Annotated in this window: 21 protein-coding genes; 9 read left to right on the plus strand and 12 right to left on the minus strand. The window is 67.2% G+C overall.

Annotation, left to right across the window (positions count from 1 at the left end; translation table 11 throughout):
* Positions 1 to 144 precede the first annotated feature (144 nt).
* From LL06_RS26200 to purC, 4 genes are read right to left on the minus strand one after another with little or no spacing between them, the layout of a single operon-like run.
* Positions 145 to 801: a thioesterase domain-containing protein gene (locus tag LL06_RS26200; RefSeq protein WP_052161040.1), complete on the minus strand. Its 657-nt coding sequence runs from the start codon at positions 799 to 801 to the stop codon at positions 145 to 147.
* A gap of 52 nt (positions 802 to 853) precedes the next feature.
* Positions 854 to 1,528, minus strand: coding sequence for a phosphoribosylformylglycinamidine synthase subunit PurQ (gene purQ, locus LL06_RS00010; protein WP_035520854.1), 675 nt, complete (start codon positions 1,526 to 1,528; stop codon positions 854 to 856).
* Between the two features lie 3 nt (positions 1,529 to 1,531).
* A complete protein-coding gene (gene purS / locus LL06_RS00015) occupies positions 1,532 to 1,774 on the minus strand; it encodes a phosphoribosylformylglycinamidine synthase subunit PurS (protein WP_035520855.1) in 243 nt (80 codons plus the stop codon).
* Between the two features lie 19 nt (positions 1,775 to 1,793).
* On the minus strand, positions 1,794 to 2,558 hold the full coding sequence (gene purC / locus LL06_RS00020; protein ID WP_035520858.1) for a phosphoribosylaminoimidazolesuccinocarboxamide synthase: 765 nt from the start codon (positions 2,556 to 2,558) through the stop codon (positions 1,794 to 1,796).
* A gap of 224 nt (positions 2,559 to 2,782) precedes the next feature.
* On the opposite strand from purC, the gene LL06_RS00025 reads away from it, so the two are divergent.
* Entirely contained in the window at positions 2,783 to 3,103 is a 321-nt protein-coding gene (locus tag LL06_RS00025; protein ID WP_035520859.1) for a DUF1476 domain-containing protein, read from the plus strand.
* A 114-nt stretch (positions 3,104 to 3,217) separates the two neighbouring features.
* Complete coding sequence (locus tag LL06_RS00030) at positions 3,218 to 3,979, plus strand: aldolase/citrate lyase family protein (RefSeq protein WP_035520860.1); 762 nt, start codon at positions 3,218 to 3,220, stop codon at positions 3,977 to 3,979.
* Between the two features lie 61 nt (positions 3,980 to 4,040).
* Here the strand turns inward: LL06_RS00030 and LL06_RS00035 are convergent, their stop codons facing one another.
* The 6 genes from LL06_RS00035 to LL06_RS00060 form a co-directional block, all read right to left on the minus strand.
* A complete protein-coding gene (locus LL06_RS00035; RefSeq protein WP_035520861.1) occupies positions 4,041 to 4,595 on the minus strand; it encodes an alpha/beta hydrolase in 555 nt (184 codons plus the stop codon).
* A gap of 108 nt (positions 4,596 to 4,703) precedes the next feature.
* Positions 4,704 to 4,937 (minus strand): hypothetical protein, encoded by a 234-nt coding sequence (locus LL06_RS00040; RefSeq protein ID WP_152599422.1) that lies wholly within the window; start codon positions 4,935 to 4,937, stop codon positions 4,704 to 4,706.
* Between the two features lie 247 nt (positions 4,938 to 5,184).
* A complete protein-coding gene (gene purB / locus LL06_RS00045; RefSeq protein WP_035520863.1) occupies positions 5,185 to 6,513 on the minus strand; it encodes an adenylosuccinate lyase in 1,329 nt (442 codons plus the stop codon).
* A gap of 79 nt (positions 6,514 to 6,592) precedes the next feature.
* A complete protein-coding gene (locus LL06_RS00050) occupies positions 6,593 to 7,177 on the minus strand; it encodes a hypothetical protein (RefSeq protein ID WP_244446992.1) in 585 nt (194 codons plus the stop codon).
* Between the two features lie 170 nt (positions 7,178 to 7,347).
* Positions 7,348 to 8,358 (minus strand): P1 family peptidase, encoded by a 1,011-nt coding sequence (locus LL06_RS00055; protein WP_035520864.1) that lies wholly within the window; start codon positions 8,356 to 8,358, stop codon positions 7,348 to 7,350.
* A gap of 22 nt (positions 8,359 to 8,380) precedes the next feature.
* The gene (locus LL06_RS00060; RefSeq protein WP_161784902.1) at positions 8,381 to 9,499 is read right to left on the minus strand and encodes an ABC transporter substrate-binding protein; all 1,119 of its coding nucleotides are present in this window, start codon (positions 9,497 to 9,499) and stop codon (positions 8,381 to 8,383) included.
* A gap of 168 nt (positions 9,500 to 9,667) precedes the next feature.
* Here LL06_RS00060 and LL06_RS00065 point away from each other — a divergent pair, with 168 nt between their 5' ends.
* From LL06_RS00065 to LL06_RS00090, 6 genes are all read left to right on the plus strand, one after another.
* On the plus strand, positions 9,668 to 10,162 hold the full coding sequence (locus LL06_RS00065; RefSeq protein WP_035520866.1) for a flavin reductase family protein: 495 nt from the start codon (positions 9,668 to 9,670) through the stop codon (positions 10,160 to 10,162).
* A gap of 31 nt (positions 10,163 to 10,193) precedes the next feature.
* Positions 10,194 to 11,120 (plus strand): MoxR family ATPase, encoded by a 927-nt coding sequence (locus LL06_RS00070; protein ID WP_035520867.1) that lies wholly within the window; start codon positions 10,194 to 10,196, stop codon positions 11,118 to 11,120.
* Complete coding sequence (locus LL06_RS00075) at positions 11,120 to 12,370, plus strand: VWA domain-containing protein (RefSeq protein ID WP_081963546.1); 1,251 nt, start codon at positions 11,120 to 11,122, stop codon at positions 12,368 to 12,370. The genes LL06_RS00070 and LL06_RS00075 overlap by 1 nt, the downstream gene beginning before the upstream one ends.
* 150 nt (positions 12,371 to 12,520) lie before the next feature.
* Positions 12,521 to 12,817 carry an XdhC family protein gene (locus tag LL06_RS00080; protein WP_035521000.1) on the plus strand — a complete coding sequence of 99 codons (297 nt, stop codon included), beginning with the start codon at positions 12,521 to 12,523 and terminating at the stop codon, positions 12,815 to 12,817.
* Entirely contained in the window at positions 12,817 to 13,512 is a 696-nt protein-coding gene (locus LL06_RS00085; RefSeq protein WP_035520868.1) for an XdhC family protein, read from the plus strand. Before LL06_RS00080 ends, LL06_RS00085 begins: the two co-directional genes overlap by 1 nt.
* Before the next feature lie 3 nt (positions 13,513 to 13,515).
* Complete coding sequence (locus LL06_RS00090) at positions 13,516 to 15,153, plus strand: molybdopterin-binding/glycosyltransferase family 2 protein (RefSeq protein ID WP_035520869.1); 1,638 nt, start codon at positions 13,516 to 13,518, stop codon at positions 15,151 to 15,153.
* Here LL06_RS00090 and LL06_RS26650 read toward each other — a convergent pair.
* On the minus strand, positions 15,150 to 15,311 hold the full coding sequence (locus LL06_RS26650; protein ID WP_081963547.1) for a DUF2256 domain-containing protein: 162 nt from the start codon (positions 15,309 to 15,311) through the stop codon (positions 15,150 to 15,152). The genes LL06_RS00090 and LL06_RS26650 overlap by 4 nt on opposite strands.
* 104 nt (positions 15,312 to 15,415) lie before the next feature.
* Between LL06_RS26650 and LL06_RS00095 the strand changes: the two genes are divergently transcribed.
* Entirely contained in the window at positions 15,416 to 15,739 is a 324-nt protein-coding gene (locus LL06_RS00095) for a TfoX/Sxy family protein (RefSeq protein WP_035520871.1), read from the plus strand.
* 88 nt (positions 15,740 to 15,827) lie between these two features.
* Here LL06_RS00095 and LL06_RS00100 read toward each other — a convergent pair whose 3' ends face one another.
* Positions 15,828 to 16,838, minus strand: a complete 1,011-nt coding sequence (locus LL06_RS00100; RefSeq protein ID WP_035520872.1) for a zinc-binding alcohol dehydrogenase family protein — start codon at positions 16,836 to 16,838, stop codon at positions 15,828 to 15,830.
* Between the last annotated feature and the right edge of the window lie 94 nt (positions 16,839 to 16,932).

Genomic DNA, 16,932 nt, shown 5'->3' on the forward strand with positions numbered 1-16,932 from the left:
CGCCGAGATCGAGCGCCAGAACCGCCGCGACGCCGGACGCTACAAGGCGAGCCGGCGGCATGCGATCCAGGTCGACACCTATGAGTATCGCGGCGAACTCGAGGCGATCCTGCGGGCCGCGGAAACGGCCGGCCGCACCAGCGCCTAGCGCGCCGCGCGCTTCACCGCCTTGAGGATTTCCGCCTGCAGCGCGCCATTGTGGGTGACGGTCCAGTGGTCATCGCCCGCGCCCGCCACGTCGGCGCGCTTGCGCATGTCGATGTTGCTGATGCGCGACGGCGCGACGCCGGACCTGGGCTTGAGCTCGGAGCCGAGCCCGTTGCCAGGAAAATAGTAGTTCACGTATTTCTTGACGTTGGCCGACAGCGGGCCGGCGCGGGTCGGATCGACGCTGATGACCAGCGCCACAGGAATATTGTCCTTGGCCAGCAGCGAGGCGATCTCGAAGACGGCGTTGCCGCCGAAGGAATGGCCGACCAGCACGACGGGCCTGGGCTTTTTCGACTGGCGCCACTGGCTGACGATCTTCGCGCGGACCGTCGCGCCGGACAGATGGCCGTAGACCTCGGCCCTGATCCTGTCGCGCGCGAGCGTCCTGGCCATCTCGTCGAAGCCGGTGGAGAAAACGCCGAGGAAGCCGCGGATGAAATAGACCTGGGTCGCGGGCTCGCCCGCGGGTTTCGCGGCGGCTGTGGCGGGCGAGGGGACTGGCAGAATCAGGGCGAGGAGCAGGAGGATTGCCGCGCCCGGAGCGCGCGACAGGCGCCACAGGCGCAAACTCGAAATCGGAAACGCGGTCACGTGTCAGCTCCCGTTCAGACTATGTCGCGAGATCCCGTCGCCACGGCGCGCCTCAGGCGTCGACCAGCCCGAGGGCGGCCTCGAACAGGGCGCGGCCGTCGGCGCCGCCATGGGCGGCTTCGATCAGGTTTTCCGGATGCGGCATCATGCCGAGCACGTTGCCTGCGCTGTTGACAATGCCGGCGATGTTGTTGACCGAGCCGTTGGGGTTGGTGTCGGCGGTGTAGCGGAACGCCACCTGGCCCGATGCCTCGATGCCGGCGAGCGTGTCGGGATCGGCGAAATAATTGCCGTCATGGTGCGCCACCGGGCAGCGGATGATCTGGCCCGTGGTGTAGCCGCTGGTGAAGGCGGTCTCGGCATTGGCGACCTCGAGCCGGACTTCGCGGCAGACGAATTTGAGCGAGGCGTTGCGCATCAGCGCGCCCGGCAGCATGCCCGCCTCGACGAGGATCTGGAAGCCGTTGCAGACACCGATCACCCGCGTGCCCTGTTCGGCCTTCTCCTTGACCGCCCGCATCACCGGCATGCGCGCGGCGATGGCGCCGCAGCGCAAATAGTCGCCATAGGAAAAGCCGCCGGGGATGACGATCAGGTCGACATCGTCATCGATCGACGTCTCGGTCTGCCAGACGGTCTGCGGCGCCCGGCCGGAGATCTTGGTCAGCGCCGCGATCATGTCGCGGTCGCGGTTGAGGCCGGGGAGCAGGATGACGGCGGCTTTCATGGCCTAAAGCACCTCGACCGAGAAATCCTCGATCACCGTGTTGGCGAGAAGCCTGGCCGCCATGTCCCTGAGCTCGGCCTCGGCCTTGGCAGGGTCCGAGGTTTCGAGCGCGATGTCGAACACCTTGCCCTGGCGGACCTGGCCGACGCCCGAAAAGCCCAGGCCATCCAGCGCGTGCTCGATGGCCTTGCCCTGCGGGTCGAGGACGCCTGATTTCAGCGTAACCGTCACGCGTGCCTTGATCATGTCCGCTTTCTCCCGACGCCTACTTGACCAGAACCGGACCCGACGGGCGGTTCATCTCGTTCTCGTTCATGATGCCGAGCCGGCGGGCCACTTCCTGATAGGCCTCGACCAGGTTGCCCAGGTCGCGGCGGAAGACGTCCTTGTCGAGCTTCTGGTTGGTGTTGACGTCCCAGAGGCGGCAGGAATCGGGCGAGATCTCGTCGGCGACGACGATGCGCATCATGTCGCCCTCGAACAGCCGGCCGCATTCGATCTTGAAATCGACGAGCTGGATGCCGACGCCCAGGAACAGGCCGGTGAGGAAATCGTTGACGCGGATGGCGAGCGCCATGATGTCGTCGATTTCCTGGGGGCTGGCCCAGCCGAAGGCGGTGACATGCTCTTCCGACACCATCGGGTCGTCGAGCGCATCGGCCTTGTAGTAAAATTCGATGATCGAGCGCGGCAGCACGGTGCCTTCCTCGATGCCGAGCCGTTTAGCGAGCGAGCCGGCGGCGACATTGCGCACGACGATCTCGAGCGGGATGATCTCGACTTCCTTGATCAACTGCTCGCGCATGTTGATGCGGCGGATGAAGTGGGTGGGGATGCCGATCCGATTGAGATGCGAGAAAATGTACTCGGAAATCCGGTTGTTGAGCACGCCCTTGCCGTCGACGACATCGTGTTTCTTCTTGTTGAAGGCGGTGGCGTCGTCCTTGAAGAACTGGATCAGCGTACCGGGTTCGGGGCCTTCATAGAGGATTTTGGCCTTACCCTCGTAGATACGGCGGCGACGGGTCATTGGGGGGATCTCTGTCAGTTGAGCCGGCTGAAGCCGCGGCAACTCGGCATTGGGTCTGTTTGGCCCGTGCTTTAGCCGATTGTCCGGGCTTTCACAACGCCGTTGTCTGGTGTGTCCCCTGATTTGCATGGCGCGTGCGGGTTTAGATTGCACTTTCGGCGGTCTTTTGTTTTATGGGGCCAACGCCCATATAGGGTTTATCGATTCAAAGCCGGGAGCCAACCATGAGCAGCATGAATGACCGCGAGAAAGCCTTCGAAAACAAGTTTGCCCATGATGCGGAGCTGAAATTCAAGGCAGAAGCGCGCCGCAACAAGCTTTTGGGGCTCTGGGCGGCCGAATTGCTGGGAAAAACCGGCACGGACGCTGAAGACTACGCCAAGAGCGTGGTGATGGCCGACTTCGAGGAAGCCGGCGACGAGGACGTGTTCCGCAAGGTGCGCGGCGATTTCGACGCCAACGGCGTCGTGCAGTCCGATCACCAGATTCGCCGGCAGATGCTGGAGCTTCTGGCCATCGCCGTGGACCAGATCCAGAACAGCTGAGTCGGCCGGCAGCGTCATGGAAGACCGCCTTCGGCCAGCCGCGGGCGGTTTTTTGCTGGAGTGAGGCAGGGGCGGGCCCGGGACGGGCGAAGCCGTGAGTGGGGAGCCAGGGACATGAAATTGCAGGAGATGCTGGATCAGGGCAGGATGCTGATCACCGCCTGGTCGACTTCGCCGTCGCCGGAGATGGCGGGACACTTCGCCGGCTGCCCCTTCGACGCCGTCACGGTCGACATGCAGCATGGCGCGCACAGCGAATCAACCGCCTTTGCTTCCGTCAGGGCCATCGCCGTGGCCGGCAAACCCGCGATCCTGCGCATTCCGGTGGGCCGCAACGACCTCGCCAGCCGCGCGCTCGACATGGGTTTCGAGGCGGTGATCGCGCCGATGATCAATTCGGTGGCCGATGCGCAGGCCTTCGCCCGGGCGATGAAATATCCGCCGGTGGGCGAGCGCTCCTGGGGGCCGATGAAGGCGCTGCAGATCCATACCGGCTACACGCCGGACAGCTATTTCCGCTCCGCCAACCGGCAGACGCTTGCGCTGGCCATGATCGAAACCCGGGCCGCCTTCGCCGCGCTTGACGGCATCCTCGCTACGGACGGCATCGACGGCATCTTCGTCGGCCCCTCCGACCTGTCGATCTCCTGGTCGAACGGCGCGGCCGTCGACCCGAAAAACGAAGAGCTGCAGGACGTGATCGCCCAGATCGGACGCCGCGCCCGCGAGGCGGCCAAGTTCGCGGCGATCTTCGCCGTCGATCCCGCCGATGTCCCGCAATTTGGCAAGATGGGCTACCGCCTGGCGGCGCTCAACACCGATCCCGGCCTCTTGCAGGCGGGCGCGGCGGTGATGCTGGGCAAGGCGCGCGGCTGACGCGCCAGGCGGCGACGCTGGCGTTCCCGGCTGGTGACGGAGGCGCGCAGGCGCTGGCGCGTCAGGTTTTCAGCCGGGAGAGAAAATTGGCAAAGACCATGATGCCCTCGGGCCAGGGGCCATGCCCCGATTCGGCGTTGATGTGGCCGGCTTCGCCGGCGTCGATCAGCACCGATCCCCAGGCATTGGCCATGTCGCCGGCATGCTCGAAGGAGCCGAAGGGATCGTTGCGGCTGGCGACCACGATCGAGGGGAACGGAAGAGGATCCTGCCTGTAGGGGCCGAAGGTCATCAGGTGCTTGGGCCGGATCTGCGGGTTGTCGACCTCCGGGGGCGCCACCAGGAAGGCGCCGGCGATCTTGTCCGCACAGCGGGGCAATGCCTTGAGCATGGTGGCCACGCCCAGCGAATGGGCGATCACCACGACCGGCCGTTCGGCCTCGGCCACATAGTCGGCGAAGCGGGCGGTCCAGTCCTCGCAGACCGGCTTGGCCCAGGCGTCCTGCTCGACGCGGCGGGCGGTCGACAGCCGCGCCTGCCAGCGCGATTGCCAGTGGTCCGGGCCGGAATTGGTGTATCCGGGAACGATCAGGATATCTGCTTGGGCGGCTTTCATGCCGCCCGAGGTGGGGGAGCGCGCGGCAAATGTCAATCGGCGAACCCGCGGGGTGGAGGCGGGCGTCTCAAAAAAAAGCGCCGGGCCTCCGGGACAGGCCGGACCGTTCTAGCTTCCGCCCGAGGGCGGCGCGGCGACGGGGCCTGGCGGAACGATCAGGAAGGGCGCGCCGCCGTTCCTGAGGTTGACCTGATTGAAGGTCACGAACACGACCAGGGCGGCGGTCACCACGGCGGCGGCGATCCAGAGACTGGCTCCGCTGTCATGAATATCGTGCGGTTCGGTGTCGTGCGGCTTGCGCTTGCTGCGGCCGCGATGGGCAAAGGGCGGAGAGTCCCGCATGGCGTCCTCCATGGTTCGGACATGAGTTCAGGGTTGAACAGCATGTTCTGAAAGAACCACGGCGATATCAGGGCCACATCATGGCATCGGCGACACGGTCCGGTCACGTCCGGTGACAGTTGGTTAATCGCGCGTGCGATGGTCGAACGGGAAGGTCGGGGACAGTTTACTTTTTCGCGTTATAGTATAGTAATGACTACGCGCAATCTTTACGCGAAAAAGTAAACTGTCCCCGAATTTTCGAATTTCAGCTCCGGCCGAACACGCGCCTGAAGATCGTGTCGACATGCTTGGTGTGGTAGCCTAGGTCGAAGCGGTCGCGGATCTCGGTCTCGGAGAGATATTTGCGCACGTCCTCGTCGCCCAGCAGTTCGGTGAGGAAGTCGACCTCCGAATCGCCCGAGACCTGGTAGCTGTTCCACACCTTCATGGCGTTGCGCTGCACCAGCCGGTAGGCGTCCTCGCGCGAGGAGCCGGCCTGGGTGAGCGCCAGCAGGATGCGCTGGGAGTGCACCAGGCCGCCGAGCCGGTTCATGTTGCCGGCCATGCGCTCGGGATAGACCAGCAGCTTGTCGATGACGTTGGTGAGGCGGACGAGCGCGAAATCGAGCGTGATGGTGGTGTCCGGTCCGATCATGCGCTCGACCGAGGAGTGCGAGATGTCGCGCTCGTGCCACAGCGCCACGTTCTCCATCGCCGGCGTCACCGCCATGCGCACCAGCCGCGCGAGACCGGTGAGGTTTTCGGTGAGCACCGGGTTGCGCTTGTGCGGCATCGCCGAGGAGCCCTTCTGCCCGGGCGAGAAATATTCCTCGGCTTCCAGGACCTCGGTGCGCTGCAGATGGCGGATCTCGGTGGCGACGCGCTCGATCGAGGAGGCGATGACGCCGAGCGTGGCGAAGAACATGGCGTGCCGGTCGCGCGGGATCACCTGGGTGGAGACCGGCTCGGCGGCGAGGCCGAGCGCATTGGCGACATGCTCTTCCACGTAAGGATCGATGTTGGCGAAGGTGCCGACGGCGCCGGAAATGGCGCAGGTGGCGATTTCGGCGCGGGCATTGACGAGCCGCGTGCGGCAGCGGTCGAATTCGGCATAGGCCTCGGCCATCTTCAGCCCGAAGGTCACCGGCTCGGCATGGATGCCGTGCGAGCGGCCGATGCAGACGGTGTCCTTGTGTTCGAAGGCCCGGCGCTCGATCGCCGCAAGCAGCGCCTCGATGTCGGCGAGCAGCAGGTCGCTCGCCTTGGCGAGCTGGACCGAGAAGCAGGTGTCGAGCACGTCCGACGAGGTCATGCCCTGGTGGACGAAGCGGGCGTCGGGGCCGACGATCTCGGCCAGATGGGTCAGAAAGGCGATGACGTCGTGCTTGGTCTCGCGCTCGATCTCGTCGATGCGGTCGATGTCGAAACTGGCGGCGCCGCCCTTGTCCCAGATGGTCTGGGCGGCTTCCTTCGGAATGACGCCCAACTCGGCCAGCGCATCGCAGGCATGGGCCTCGATCTCGAACCAGATCCGGAACTTGGATTTTGGCGACCAGATGTCGACCATCTCGGGGCGGGAGTAGCGCGGGATCATGGCGGGGTCCGTGAATGTGTTTCCGTTGCGGCCGGTCTAGTCCATTTCGGCGCGGAATCAAATGCGCGATCGGCTTTGTCTAGGGGACAAGCGCGGATTTGGGCGGTTTGGCGCGCGGGGTGAGCCGCGCCAGCATGAAAGAGGCGGCGAACAGGAAGGCCACGCCGAGCGGCAGGTACAGCCGCAGGCCGATGACCGCGAACTGGTAGAGCGCCGAGGCGCTGGTGAAGGCGAGCTGCAGCAGCCAGAGCTTGGTGAAGGCATCGCCGTGCCACTGGGCGTAGAAATTGCGGTAGATGATGGCGAAGATCACCGCGGTCACACCAATGGTGAAAATCGTCAGGCACAGGAACGCCGCTGCGAAGGCCGCTTCGCGCGACCGACGGAAGGCGAGGAAGCGGAAGGCCGCCAGGCTCGGCGGCCAGGCCAGCGCCGCGCCGCCGAACAGCAGCGCGGTCAGGCTCCAGTAGTGATCGGTGAGGGCCGCCATCGACAGCCACAGCGCGGCCTGCGCCGACAGTCCCATCGCCGCGCCCCAGCCGATGGCGCCCAGGATCGCGTCGGACCAACCGATCCGCGCCGCGTGCAGCCGGTCGCGCAGATTGGAATTGTCGTTGGCCGGTCTGGGCGCCGGTCCCTTGTGCCGTTTGACGGGGGAGTTCATGTCGGGGTGACGGTTCCGTCGCCGATCCTGCGGGCCGTCGCCGCGCCGCGGGCGAGCGCCACGGCGGTGAAGCTGAAGACGAGGCGGCGGACAGTCGGCATTCCAAACCCCAATTCCGGTGATCATGACCCGGTAGCACCACAGCGCCGGGCGGGCAACCGGAAGACCGATCAAACTTGCTCACGACTCCAGGCGGGCATCAGGTCGCGCGGATCGGACGCCGCGGCATGGACGCCGCGGGCGATGGCGCGGCTCATGGTCGAGGCCGCCGCCGCGCAGAGGTCGAGGAAAGCCTCGGGCGCGGGTTTTCGGGCGGACGCGCCGGTGGCGAGCGCGAAGACCAGGTCGCCGTCAAACGGCGTGTGGCTGGGCCAGATCGCCCGCGCGAAGCCCGCATGGGCGGCGATCGCCAGCCGCTTGGCTTCGGCCTTGGTGAGAACGGCGTCGGTGGCGATGACGGCGATGGTGGTGTTGGAGACGCCGCGGGCCATGTCCCGGAACTTGATCCGGAGCGCGCTCGCGTCGGCGGGGAAGGGCGCGGGCTGGCCGAGGCCGCCGAACTCCGTGCCGATCTCGAAGGGCGCTGCCCAGAAATGGCGCGTGTCGCCGATGGTCGTTGACCCCATCGGGTTGACGGCGACGAGCGCGCCGACCATGTGCCCCTCGCCGAGCCGCGCGGAGGCCGAGCCGAGGCCGCCCTTGAAGGTCGCCGTGAGCGCGCCGACGCCCGCGCCGGCGGTGCCGATCTCGAAATCCTGGGCCGCCGCGGCGGCGGCCTGGTAGCCCAGCTCGCGATAGGGCGGATAGCGGCCCCAGTCCTTGTTGCCGCCATTGATCAGGTCGAACAGGATCGCCGCCGGCACGATGGGAATGCGGTGCGGGCCGACCTCGAAGCCCCGTCCCTGTTGCCTCAGCCAGGCCTGCGCGCCGCCGGCCGCATCGAGGCCGAAGGCGGAGCCGCCCGAGAGCACCAGGCCGTTGACGGTCGCGACCGTGTTGTGCGGCTCGAGCAGATCGGTCTCGCGCGTGCCGGGCGCGCCGCCCAGGACCTGGACGGCGGCGGTGGCGGGCGGATCGCACAGGATGGCGGTCGTGCCGGAATTCAGCCCCGCGTCGCTGGCGTTGCCGACGGTGAGGCCCTCGACGTCGGTGATCAGGTTGCGCGGTCCGGCTTCCATCATGTCTGCAGTCCCGTCTGCTCGGTCATTGGGTTTCGGCGGAAAGGCGCGCGGCGTCCTCGACGCTGAGCCGGGTGAAGCTTCCGTCCTTCTGGATGGCCAGCACGAAACCCGGTTCGCGCCGCTCGCCATTCGCATCGAAGGTCACCGGCCCCAGCGCGGTCGAGAAGGTGGCGCCGGTGAGGAGGTCGCCCAGATCGGTTTCGCCATAGTCGAGCCGGTTGGCGACCGCTCCCAGGATCTGCGCGGCGGCGAAAGCGGGGACCCGAAGTCCCTCGGCGATCATGTCGTGGCGGGCAAAGGCCTCGCGCGCGCTTTCCGCCTCCGGACCGTGAACCGCGCCGGCGGCCAGCACCGCGATGGTTCCGTCAGGCAGGGGATGCTCGGCGGCCGGCGCATTGAGCGCGTCGCCGCCCATGAACCTGAGCGCCACCCCCTGGTGCTCGGCCTCCTGGGCGATCACCGAAAGATCGGAGCGGTCGCCGCCGACAAAGACACGCGTGACGCCCGCGGCCTTGAGCCGGCGCACCAGGCTCGGCTGGGTCGCCTGGCCGGGGCGGTAATTGTCGACGAAGGCCGGCTTGAGCGAGCGGTCCTCGAGGATGGCGCGGATCGCCTCGACGAGCTCGCGGCCGGAAATAGCCCCGTCCTCGATGAGCGCGAAGGGCTTGTCGGCCCAGAAGCGGAAGATCGCGTCGGCGGCGATCTCGGCTTCGGAGCCGGCGCGCGGGGCGAGGCGGAAGAGCCGCCAGCCGAGCCGCGCGGCTTCCTCGCCGATGATATCGGCGCGCACCGTCAGCGTCATCACCGGGATCCTGTCCTCCGACAGGATCGGCAGCGCCGCCGCCAGGCTTTCCGTGCACAGGAAGCCCACGACGATGTCGACGCCGGCCTCGCTCATGGCGGCGGCCGCGTCGACGCCCGATTCGGCCGTGCAGCCGTCATCGCCCTCGACGATGTCGCCGAACACGCCCGGATTGTCGGCGTCCCACACCGTGAAGGCCTCGCGGACATGGTCGCCCAGGAGCTTGAACTGGTCCGATTGCGGAATGACGAGGCCCACGGTCAGCGGCTCCGCCCGCGCTGTGGCAGGGGCGGAAAGCAGGGCCAGGACCAGGACGAGGAGGCAAAGCGGACTGCGCATGATCATGCGCCACATTTAGCCCAGCACCGGTTGCAAATCCAAGCGATTTCCGAGGCTTTGCGCCCTGCGCGGCGGTCCGGGGCGATAAAAAGTCGTGGCCGCGGGTTTCAAATTCGCCGCCGACCTTTATGTATGGACCCTGATCACTCCGAAGCGTGAGGCCAGTGCGTGTTGAAACGGCAGACCATCGATTCCCGGGACTATCGCGACGCGATGGCGCGCTACGCCGGACACGTGCAGATCGCCACCACCATGCATGGCGGCGTGCGGCGGGGCGTGACGGTGACCGCCGCCTGCTCGGTGTCGGACAATCCCGGCACGCTGCTGGTCTGCCTCAATCACTCCAATCCGCTCAACGAGATCTTCTCCCGCTCCGGCGTCTTCGCGCTCAACACGCTGATGCGCGAGCACGAAGCGCTCGCGATTGCTTTTTCCGGGGCCAAGCATCTCGATGCCGACCAGCGTTTCGGGATGGCCGAATGGGACACGATCACCACGGGCGCGCCGGCGCTGGTCGGCGCCAGGGCGGTGTTCGACTGCCGGCTGATCGAGGCCAAGCCGGTGGCCACGCACACGATCATGATCGGCGAAGTCGTCGGCATCCGCATCGGAGAGCCGGGGCCGGCGCTTTTGTATATGGACCGCGGGTATCATTCGATCTAGCCTCGGTCCGGATCTGCCTGCTGTGGGAGCCATGATGTCGATCACCAATCCGCTGCCCAACTCCATCGACGAAACGCTCGCCATGCTGTCGAGCCAGGGCTATGTCGCCGGCCGGGCGCTGGCGACCGTGCTGTTCCTGGCGCTCAGGATGAAGCGTCCGCTGTTTCTCGAAGGCGAGGCGGGCGTCGGCAAGACCGAGATCGCCAAGGTGCTGGCCAAGGCGCTGGACCGGCCGCTGATCCGGCTGCAGTGCTACGAGGGCCTCGATGTCTCCTCGGCGGTCTACGAGTGGAACTATCCGGCGCAGATGCTGGAGATCCGGCTCGCCGAAGCCACCGGCGAGGACGACCGCTCCACCATCGAGCGCAACATCTTCTCGGAGAAGCACCTGATCCGCCGCCCGGTGCTGCAGGCGCTGGAAGGCTCGGGCGGCCGCGCGCCGGTGTTCCTGATCGACGAGCTCGACCGCACCGACGAGGCCTTCGAGGCGTTTCTTTTGGAGATCCTGTCGGATTACCAGGTGACGATCCCCGAACTCGGAACCATCGTCGCGCAGGAGCCGCCGATCGTCATCATCACCACCAACCGCACCCGCGAGATCCATGACGCGCTCAAGCGCCGGTGCCTCTACCACTGGGTCGACTATCCGAGCGCCGCGGTGGAGCTGGAGATCATCCGGCTCAAGGCGCCGGGCTGCCATGAGGACCTGTCGCGGCAGGTGGTGGCCTTCGTGCAGAAGCTGAGGCGGATGGACCTGTTCAAGAGCCCGGGCGTGGCCGAGACCATCGACTGGGCCACCGCGCTCACCGAACTCGACCGCCTGGCGCTCGATCCGGAGACCGTGTCCGACACGCTCGGCACGCTGCTCAAGTACCAGGACGACATCGCCCGGATCGAGGGCGGCGCCGGCCGGGAGCTGCTGGCCGAGGTGAAGGCCGAGCTGGCGCAGTCGCTCTGATGGCCGAGGCCGCAAACGCCGCCGAAAACGCCGCCGGGAACGCCATCGTCTTCAGGGAGGGCGACGGGCGCATCGTCGACAACATCGTCTATTTCGCCCGGGTGCTGCGCAAGGCGGGGCTGAAGGTCGGGCCGGCGGCGGTGCGCGACGCGGTGGAGGCGGTGCAGGTCGCGGGCATCGGCAGCCGCGAGGAGTTCTACTGGGTGCTGCACGCGGTCTTCGTCAAGCGGCGCGAGGACCACCAGGTGTTCGACCAGGCCTTCCGGCTGTTCTGGCGGACGCGCGATCTCATCGAGAAGATGATCGCCATGTTCTCGCCGGTGGCAATGGAGAACAAGCGGCGCGAGAAGCTCAAAGCCGGCGAGACCCGCGTTAGCCAGGCCCTGTTCGAGGGCCACGAGAAGAGCCGGCCGCCGGAAGACAAGCCGATCATCGACATCGACGCGCGGGAGACCGCCTCGGGCAACGAGGTGCTGCGCCAGCAGGATTTCGCCCAGATGACGGCGGCCGAACTCAATGAGGCCAAGCGGGCAATCGCGGCGCTGGCGCTGCCCTTCGACAAGGTCGAGACGCGGCGCTTCCGGCCGTCCTCCACGCCGAAGCGGATCGATCCGCGCGCGACCATGCGCGCCGCCATGCGCACCGGCGGCGACCTGATCCTGCCGCGGTTCCGCAAGCGGCGCGAGGTGCATCCGCCGCTGGTGATCATCGCCGACATTTCCGGCTCGATGAGTCAGTACACGCGGATCTTCCTGCATTTCATGCATGTGCTGAGCGAGCGGCGGCGCGGCGTGCACACCTTCCTGTTCGGCACCAGGCTCACCAACATCACGCGGCAGATGCGTAATAAGGATCCCGACGAGGCCGTGGACCAGTGCGCGGGTGCGGTCAGGGACTGGTCGGGCGGCACCCGCATCGGCGCGGCGCTGAAACTGTTCAACCGGCAATGGTCGCGCCGGGTGCTGGGGCAGGGGGCGGTGGTGATCCTGATCACCGACGGGCTGGAGCGCGATTCGATCGACGAGCTCGACGCCGAGATCGACCGGCTGCACCGCTCCTGCCGCCGGCTGATCTGGCTCAATCCGCTGCTCCGCTTCGACGGGTTCGAGGCCCGGGCGCGGGGGGTGCGGGCGATGCTCGCCCATGTCGACGAGTTCCGCGCGGTGCACAATATCGCGGCGATGGCCGATCTGGTGGCGGCGCTCGGGGAAAAGGACGCGGCCAGGGCCGATCCGCGCCGCTATCTTTGACAGACGGCCCGGTTCCGACTTGAATTCGTCATGGGGCGATGGCCATACTCGGGGCATGAGGCGATGGAGGCAGCCATGACAGAGCGGAATTCCAACCCGGCCGAAGACCAGGCGCCCGGCGGAGCGGCCGACGGCCAGTTCGATCCGCTGATGGTGGCGGAACGCTGGATGCTCGACGGGCGCAAGGTGGCGGTGGCGACCGTGATCGAGACCTGGGGCTCGGCGCCAAGGCCGGTCGGCAGCCATCTGGTGATCGATGCCGACGGCAATTTCGAGGGCTCGGTGTCGGGCGGCTGCGTCGAGGGGGCGGTGATCGCCGAAGCCGCCGAGGTGATCACGGGCGGCGCGGCGAAGATGCTCGAATTCGGCGTGGCCGACGAGACCGCCTGGCGGGTCGGCCTGTCCTGCGGCGGCAAGATCCAGGTCTATCTGGAGCGGATCGGCTGATGGATCTGAACCTTCTCAAGGCCCTCAATGCGGCGCGGCGCGACCGGCAGGCGGCGATCCTCGTCACCGCGCTCGAGGGCGGCAAGAGCTGGCTGGTGATGAAGGGCGACGCGGTCGAGGGCGAGCTGGGCGAGGCCATCGGCAAAGCATTCTCGACCGGCAGGTCCGGCGTCGTCGAGGCGGGCGGCGAACGGCTGTTCCTCAACGTGCATCTGCCTTCGCCGCGCATGGTGATCATCGGCGCGGTGCACATCTCGCAGGCGCTCGCGCCGATGGCGGCGATGACCGGTTTCGACGTCAGGGTAATCGACCCGCGCACGGCATTCGCCACCGAGGACCGGTTCTCGGGTGTCGATCTCGTCGCCGACTGGCCCGAGGATGCGCTCAGGGACCGGCCCATCGACGCCTTCACGGCACTGGTGGCGGTGACCCATGACCCCAAGATCGACGACTGGCCGCTGATCTCGGCGCTCAAGGCGCGCGCCTTCTATGTCGGCGCGCTGGGCTCGCGCAAGACCCATGCGCGCCGCGTCGAGCGGCTGATGCAGGCGGGGCTGAGCACAGACGAGATCAACCGCATCGCCGCGCCGATCGGGCTCGACATCGGCGCACAGAGTCCTCAGGAGATCGCCGTGGCGGTTCTCGCCCAGGCGATCGCGGCCCTACGCCAGCGGCCCGACCCGGCGGGCGGGTGAGCGATGCGGTTCGGCCCGGTTCCGCTTGCGCAGGCTGAAGGCGCGCTGCTCGCGCATTCCCTGTCGGTTGGCACGCTCAGGCTCAAGAAGGGCCATGCGCTCAACGCGACCGACCTGATGCTGCTCGCCCAGAGCGGGATTTCCGAGGTGATCGCCGCGCGGCTCGAGGGCGACGATGTCGGCGAGGACGCCGCGGCAGAGGCGCTTGCCCAGGCTTTCGGCGGCGCCCATATCCGCGCCGCCAACGCCTCGACCGGGCGGGTCAACCTGCACGCCACCCGCGCCGGCCTGTTCCGCGCCGAGCGGCTGCTGGTCGACCATTTCAACGCGATCGATCCGGCCATCACCTTCGCCTGCCTGCCCGACCAGACGCCGGTGCAGCCGGGCGAGATGGTCGCGACCATCAAGATCATTCCGCTGGCGGTGACCGGCGCCTCGCTCAAGCTGGCGCGCTCGGCGATCGAGACGCGCAGCATGGCCCGGGTGCTGCCCTACAAGCCGGTGCGCGCCGGCCTGATCGCCACGGTACTGCCCCAGCTCAAACCCTCGGTGATGGACAAGACGCGGGCGCTGCTGGAAAGCCGGCTGGCGCCGAGCGGCTCGAAGCTGGGCGAAGAAAGCCGCGTCGCCCACGAGACCGGTGCGGTCGGCGCCGAGATCGTCCGGATGGCGTCGAAATACGACCTGATCGTCATTTTCGGCGCTTCCGCCGTCACCGATCCCGATGACGTGGTACCGGCTGCGATCCGCGCGGCGGGCGGATCTGTCGAGCGGGTCGGCATGCCGGTCGATCCCGGCAATCTGCTGGTGCTCGGGTCGGTGGGCGAGGCGACCGTGATCGGCGCGCCCGGCTGCGCCCGCAGCCCCAAGGTCAACGGCTTCGACTGGGTGCTGGGCCGCATCCTCACCGGGCAGCACCCTTCGTCGCTCGATATTTCGCGGATGGGGGTGGGCGGCCTGCTCACCGAAATCGCCTCCCGCCCGCAGCCGCGGCAATCGGGTCGCGCCAGGGAGGACGCCCGCTCCGGCATCGCCGTCGGCGTGGTGCTGCTCGCCGCGGGCCAGGCGAGCCGCATGGGCGAGGCGGCCGGCCACAAGCTGCTGGCCGAGTTCGAGGGCGAGGCGCTGGTGCGCCGGATGGCCCGCACCGCGCTTGCCTCCAAGGCCGCCGGCACGATCGTGGTGACGGGCCATCGCGGCGAGGACATCGCCGCGAGCCTTTCCGGCCTCGAGGTCGAGCTGGTCCCCAATCCGGACTTCGCCACGGGCATGGCCTCGTCGCTCAGGCGCGGCCTCGAGGCGCTGGACGAGACGGTGGCGGGCGCGCTGGTCCTCTTGGGCGACATGCCGGCGGTGCAGGCCGGGCATCTCGATGCGCTGATCGACGGTTTCGCCCGGAGCAACGGAAGGGCCATCGTCCGGGCCTGCGACGGCGCCCGGCGCGGCAATCCGGTGATCCTGCCGCGCGCCGCCTTCACTGAGGCGATGCAGTTGTCGGGCGATGTCGGCGCGCGGGCGCTGATCGAGAACGGCGCCTGGCCGGTGATCGATGTGGAGATCGGACCGGCGGCGCGGCTCGACGTGGACACGCCCGAGGCGGTCCGGCTCGCCGGCGGCGTCACCGAGCTGAATGCGGGCTAGGAGGGCGCCGGCTTGCGCCGCGCCTCGCCGCGGCAGCGCTCGGAGCAGTACTTGACCTCGGTCCAAACGCGCGCCCATTTGCGCCGCCAGGCGAAGGGGCGGCCGCACTGGGCGCAGGGCTTTTGCGGAAGATCGGATTTGGCGACATGTTTCGGCATGGCGGGGATATGGCGCGCACCGCCCAGGCGGCAAGCGCGAGGGCGGCCGGGTCGCGGTGTTTCTCGACCATCCGCGCGGGGACACGGGAAGAAAGGTGCGTTCCATGGACAATGAGCGGATCCGCGAGATGTTCGACAGCCTCGGCGAGGTGACCATCAAGCGCATGTTCGGCGGCAAGGGCGTCTATCACCAAGGCAGGATCCTGGCCCTGGAAGTGGGCGGCGAGATCCTGCTCAAGGCGGATGCGGACAGCGCTCCGGCGTTCCGCGAGGCGGGCGCCTCGCAATGGGTCTACGAGGGCAAGGCGCGGGCGGGGCCGGTGGCGATGCCCTACTGGTCCATTCCCGATGCGGCGCTCGATGATCCCGACGAGCTTTCGACTTGGGTCCGGCTCGCCTGGGAGGCGGCGCTGCGCGCGAAAAAATAGCGTCGGTCGTCGCGCGACACCAAAAGCCTCCGGCCGGGTGGGGGCCGGAGGCTTGAACGGTTGGTCGAGTTCAGCCCTTCAAAGCCGGTTAGAACCCTTCGACGACAACCTTGCCCTTGGCCGTGCCGGTTTCGATCAAGGCATGGGCCTTGCGCATGTTTTCGGCGTTGATCGGGCTCAGCACCGTAGCGAGCGTCGTGCGAATCCGGCCGGCGTCGATTTCATCGGCGACATAGCTTAGCAGCTTGTGCTGCTCGATCATGTCAGGCGTCTGGTGCATGGCGCGGGCAAACATGAATTCCCAGTGCAGGCTGGCGGATTTCGTTTTCATGCCCGCCATCGGCATCGGCACGTCGGTGTTGTCGATCGAGACGATGCCGCCCTGCGGACGGATCAGCTCGACCGCGGCGTCCCAGTGACGCATGTCGTTGAAGATGGCGATGTGGTCCACATGCTGGAAGCCGAGGGCACGGACCTGCGCAATCATGTCCTGGCGGTGATTGACGACATGGTCGGCGCCAAGTTCCCTGACCCAGCTTTCGGTTTCCGGGCGTGAGGCGGTGGCGATGACGACCAGACCGGCGGCCTTGGCCAACTGGATGCCGATCGAGCCAACGCCGCCGCCGCCGCCGATGATCAGCATCGACTGCCCCTTGCAGGCGCCGTCGCGGTCGATTCCGAGACGGTCGAAGAAGGCTTCGTAGGCGGTGATGGTGGTCAGCGGCAGGGCTGCGGCTTCGGCGAAGTTCAGGCTTTTGGGCTTGCGGCCGACGATGCGTTCGTCGACGAGATGAAATTCCTGGTTGGTGCCGGAGCGGGTGATGTCACCAGCGTAATAGACTTCGTCGCCGATGTTGAACAACGTGACCTCGGGGCCGACGGCTTCGACGATGCCGGAGGCGTCGTAGCCGATGACGCGGGGTGTTTCTTCCACCGCGTCCTTCGGGGCGCGGACCTTGGTGTCGACCGGGTTGACCGAGATGGCCTTGACGGCGACGAGTATGTCACGGCCGGAGGCAACCGGTTTGGGCAGGTCGACATCGAGGAAGGATTTTGGGTCCGCGATGGGAAGGTAGTGGGTAAGGGCGACAGCTTTCATTGTGATTGTCCTGTTTGTGTCGGAGTCCGGAGAGAATCCTCCAGATGATGTCCGCGCGGCTTTTGCGCGGCGATTAGACCCGCTTACGCTGAAA

Origin of the sequence: Hoeflea sp. BAL378 (assembly GCF_000759435.1) — a bacterium.
Classification (GTDB): Bacteria; Pseudomonadota; Alphaproteobacteria; order Rhizobiales; family Rhizobiaceae; genus Hoeflea.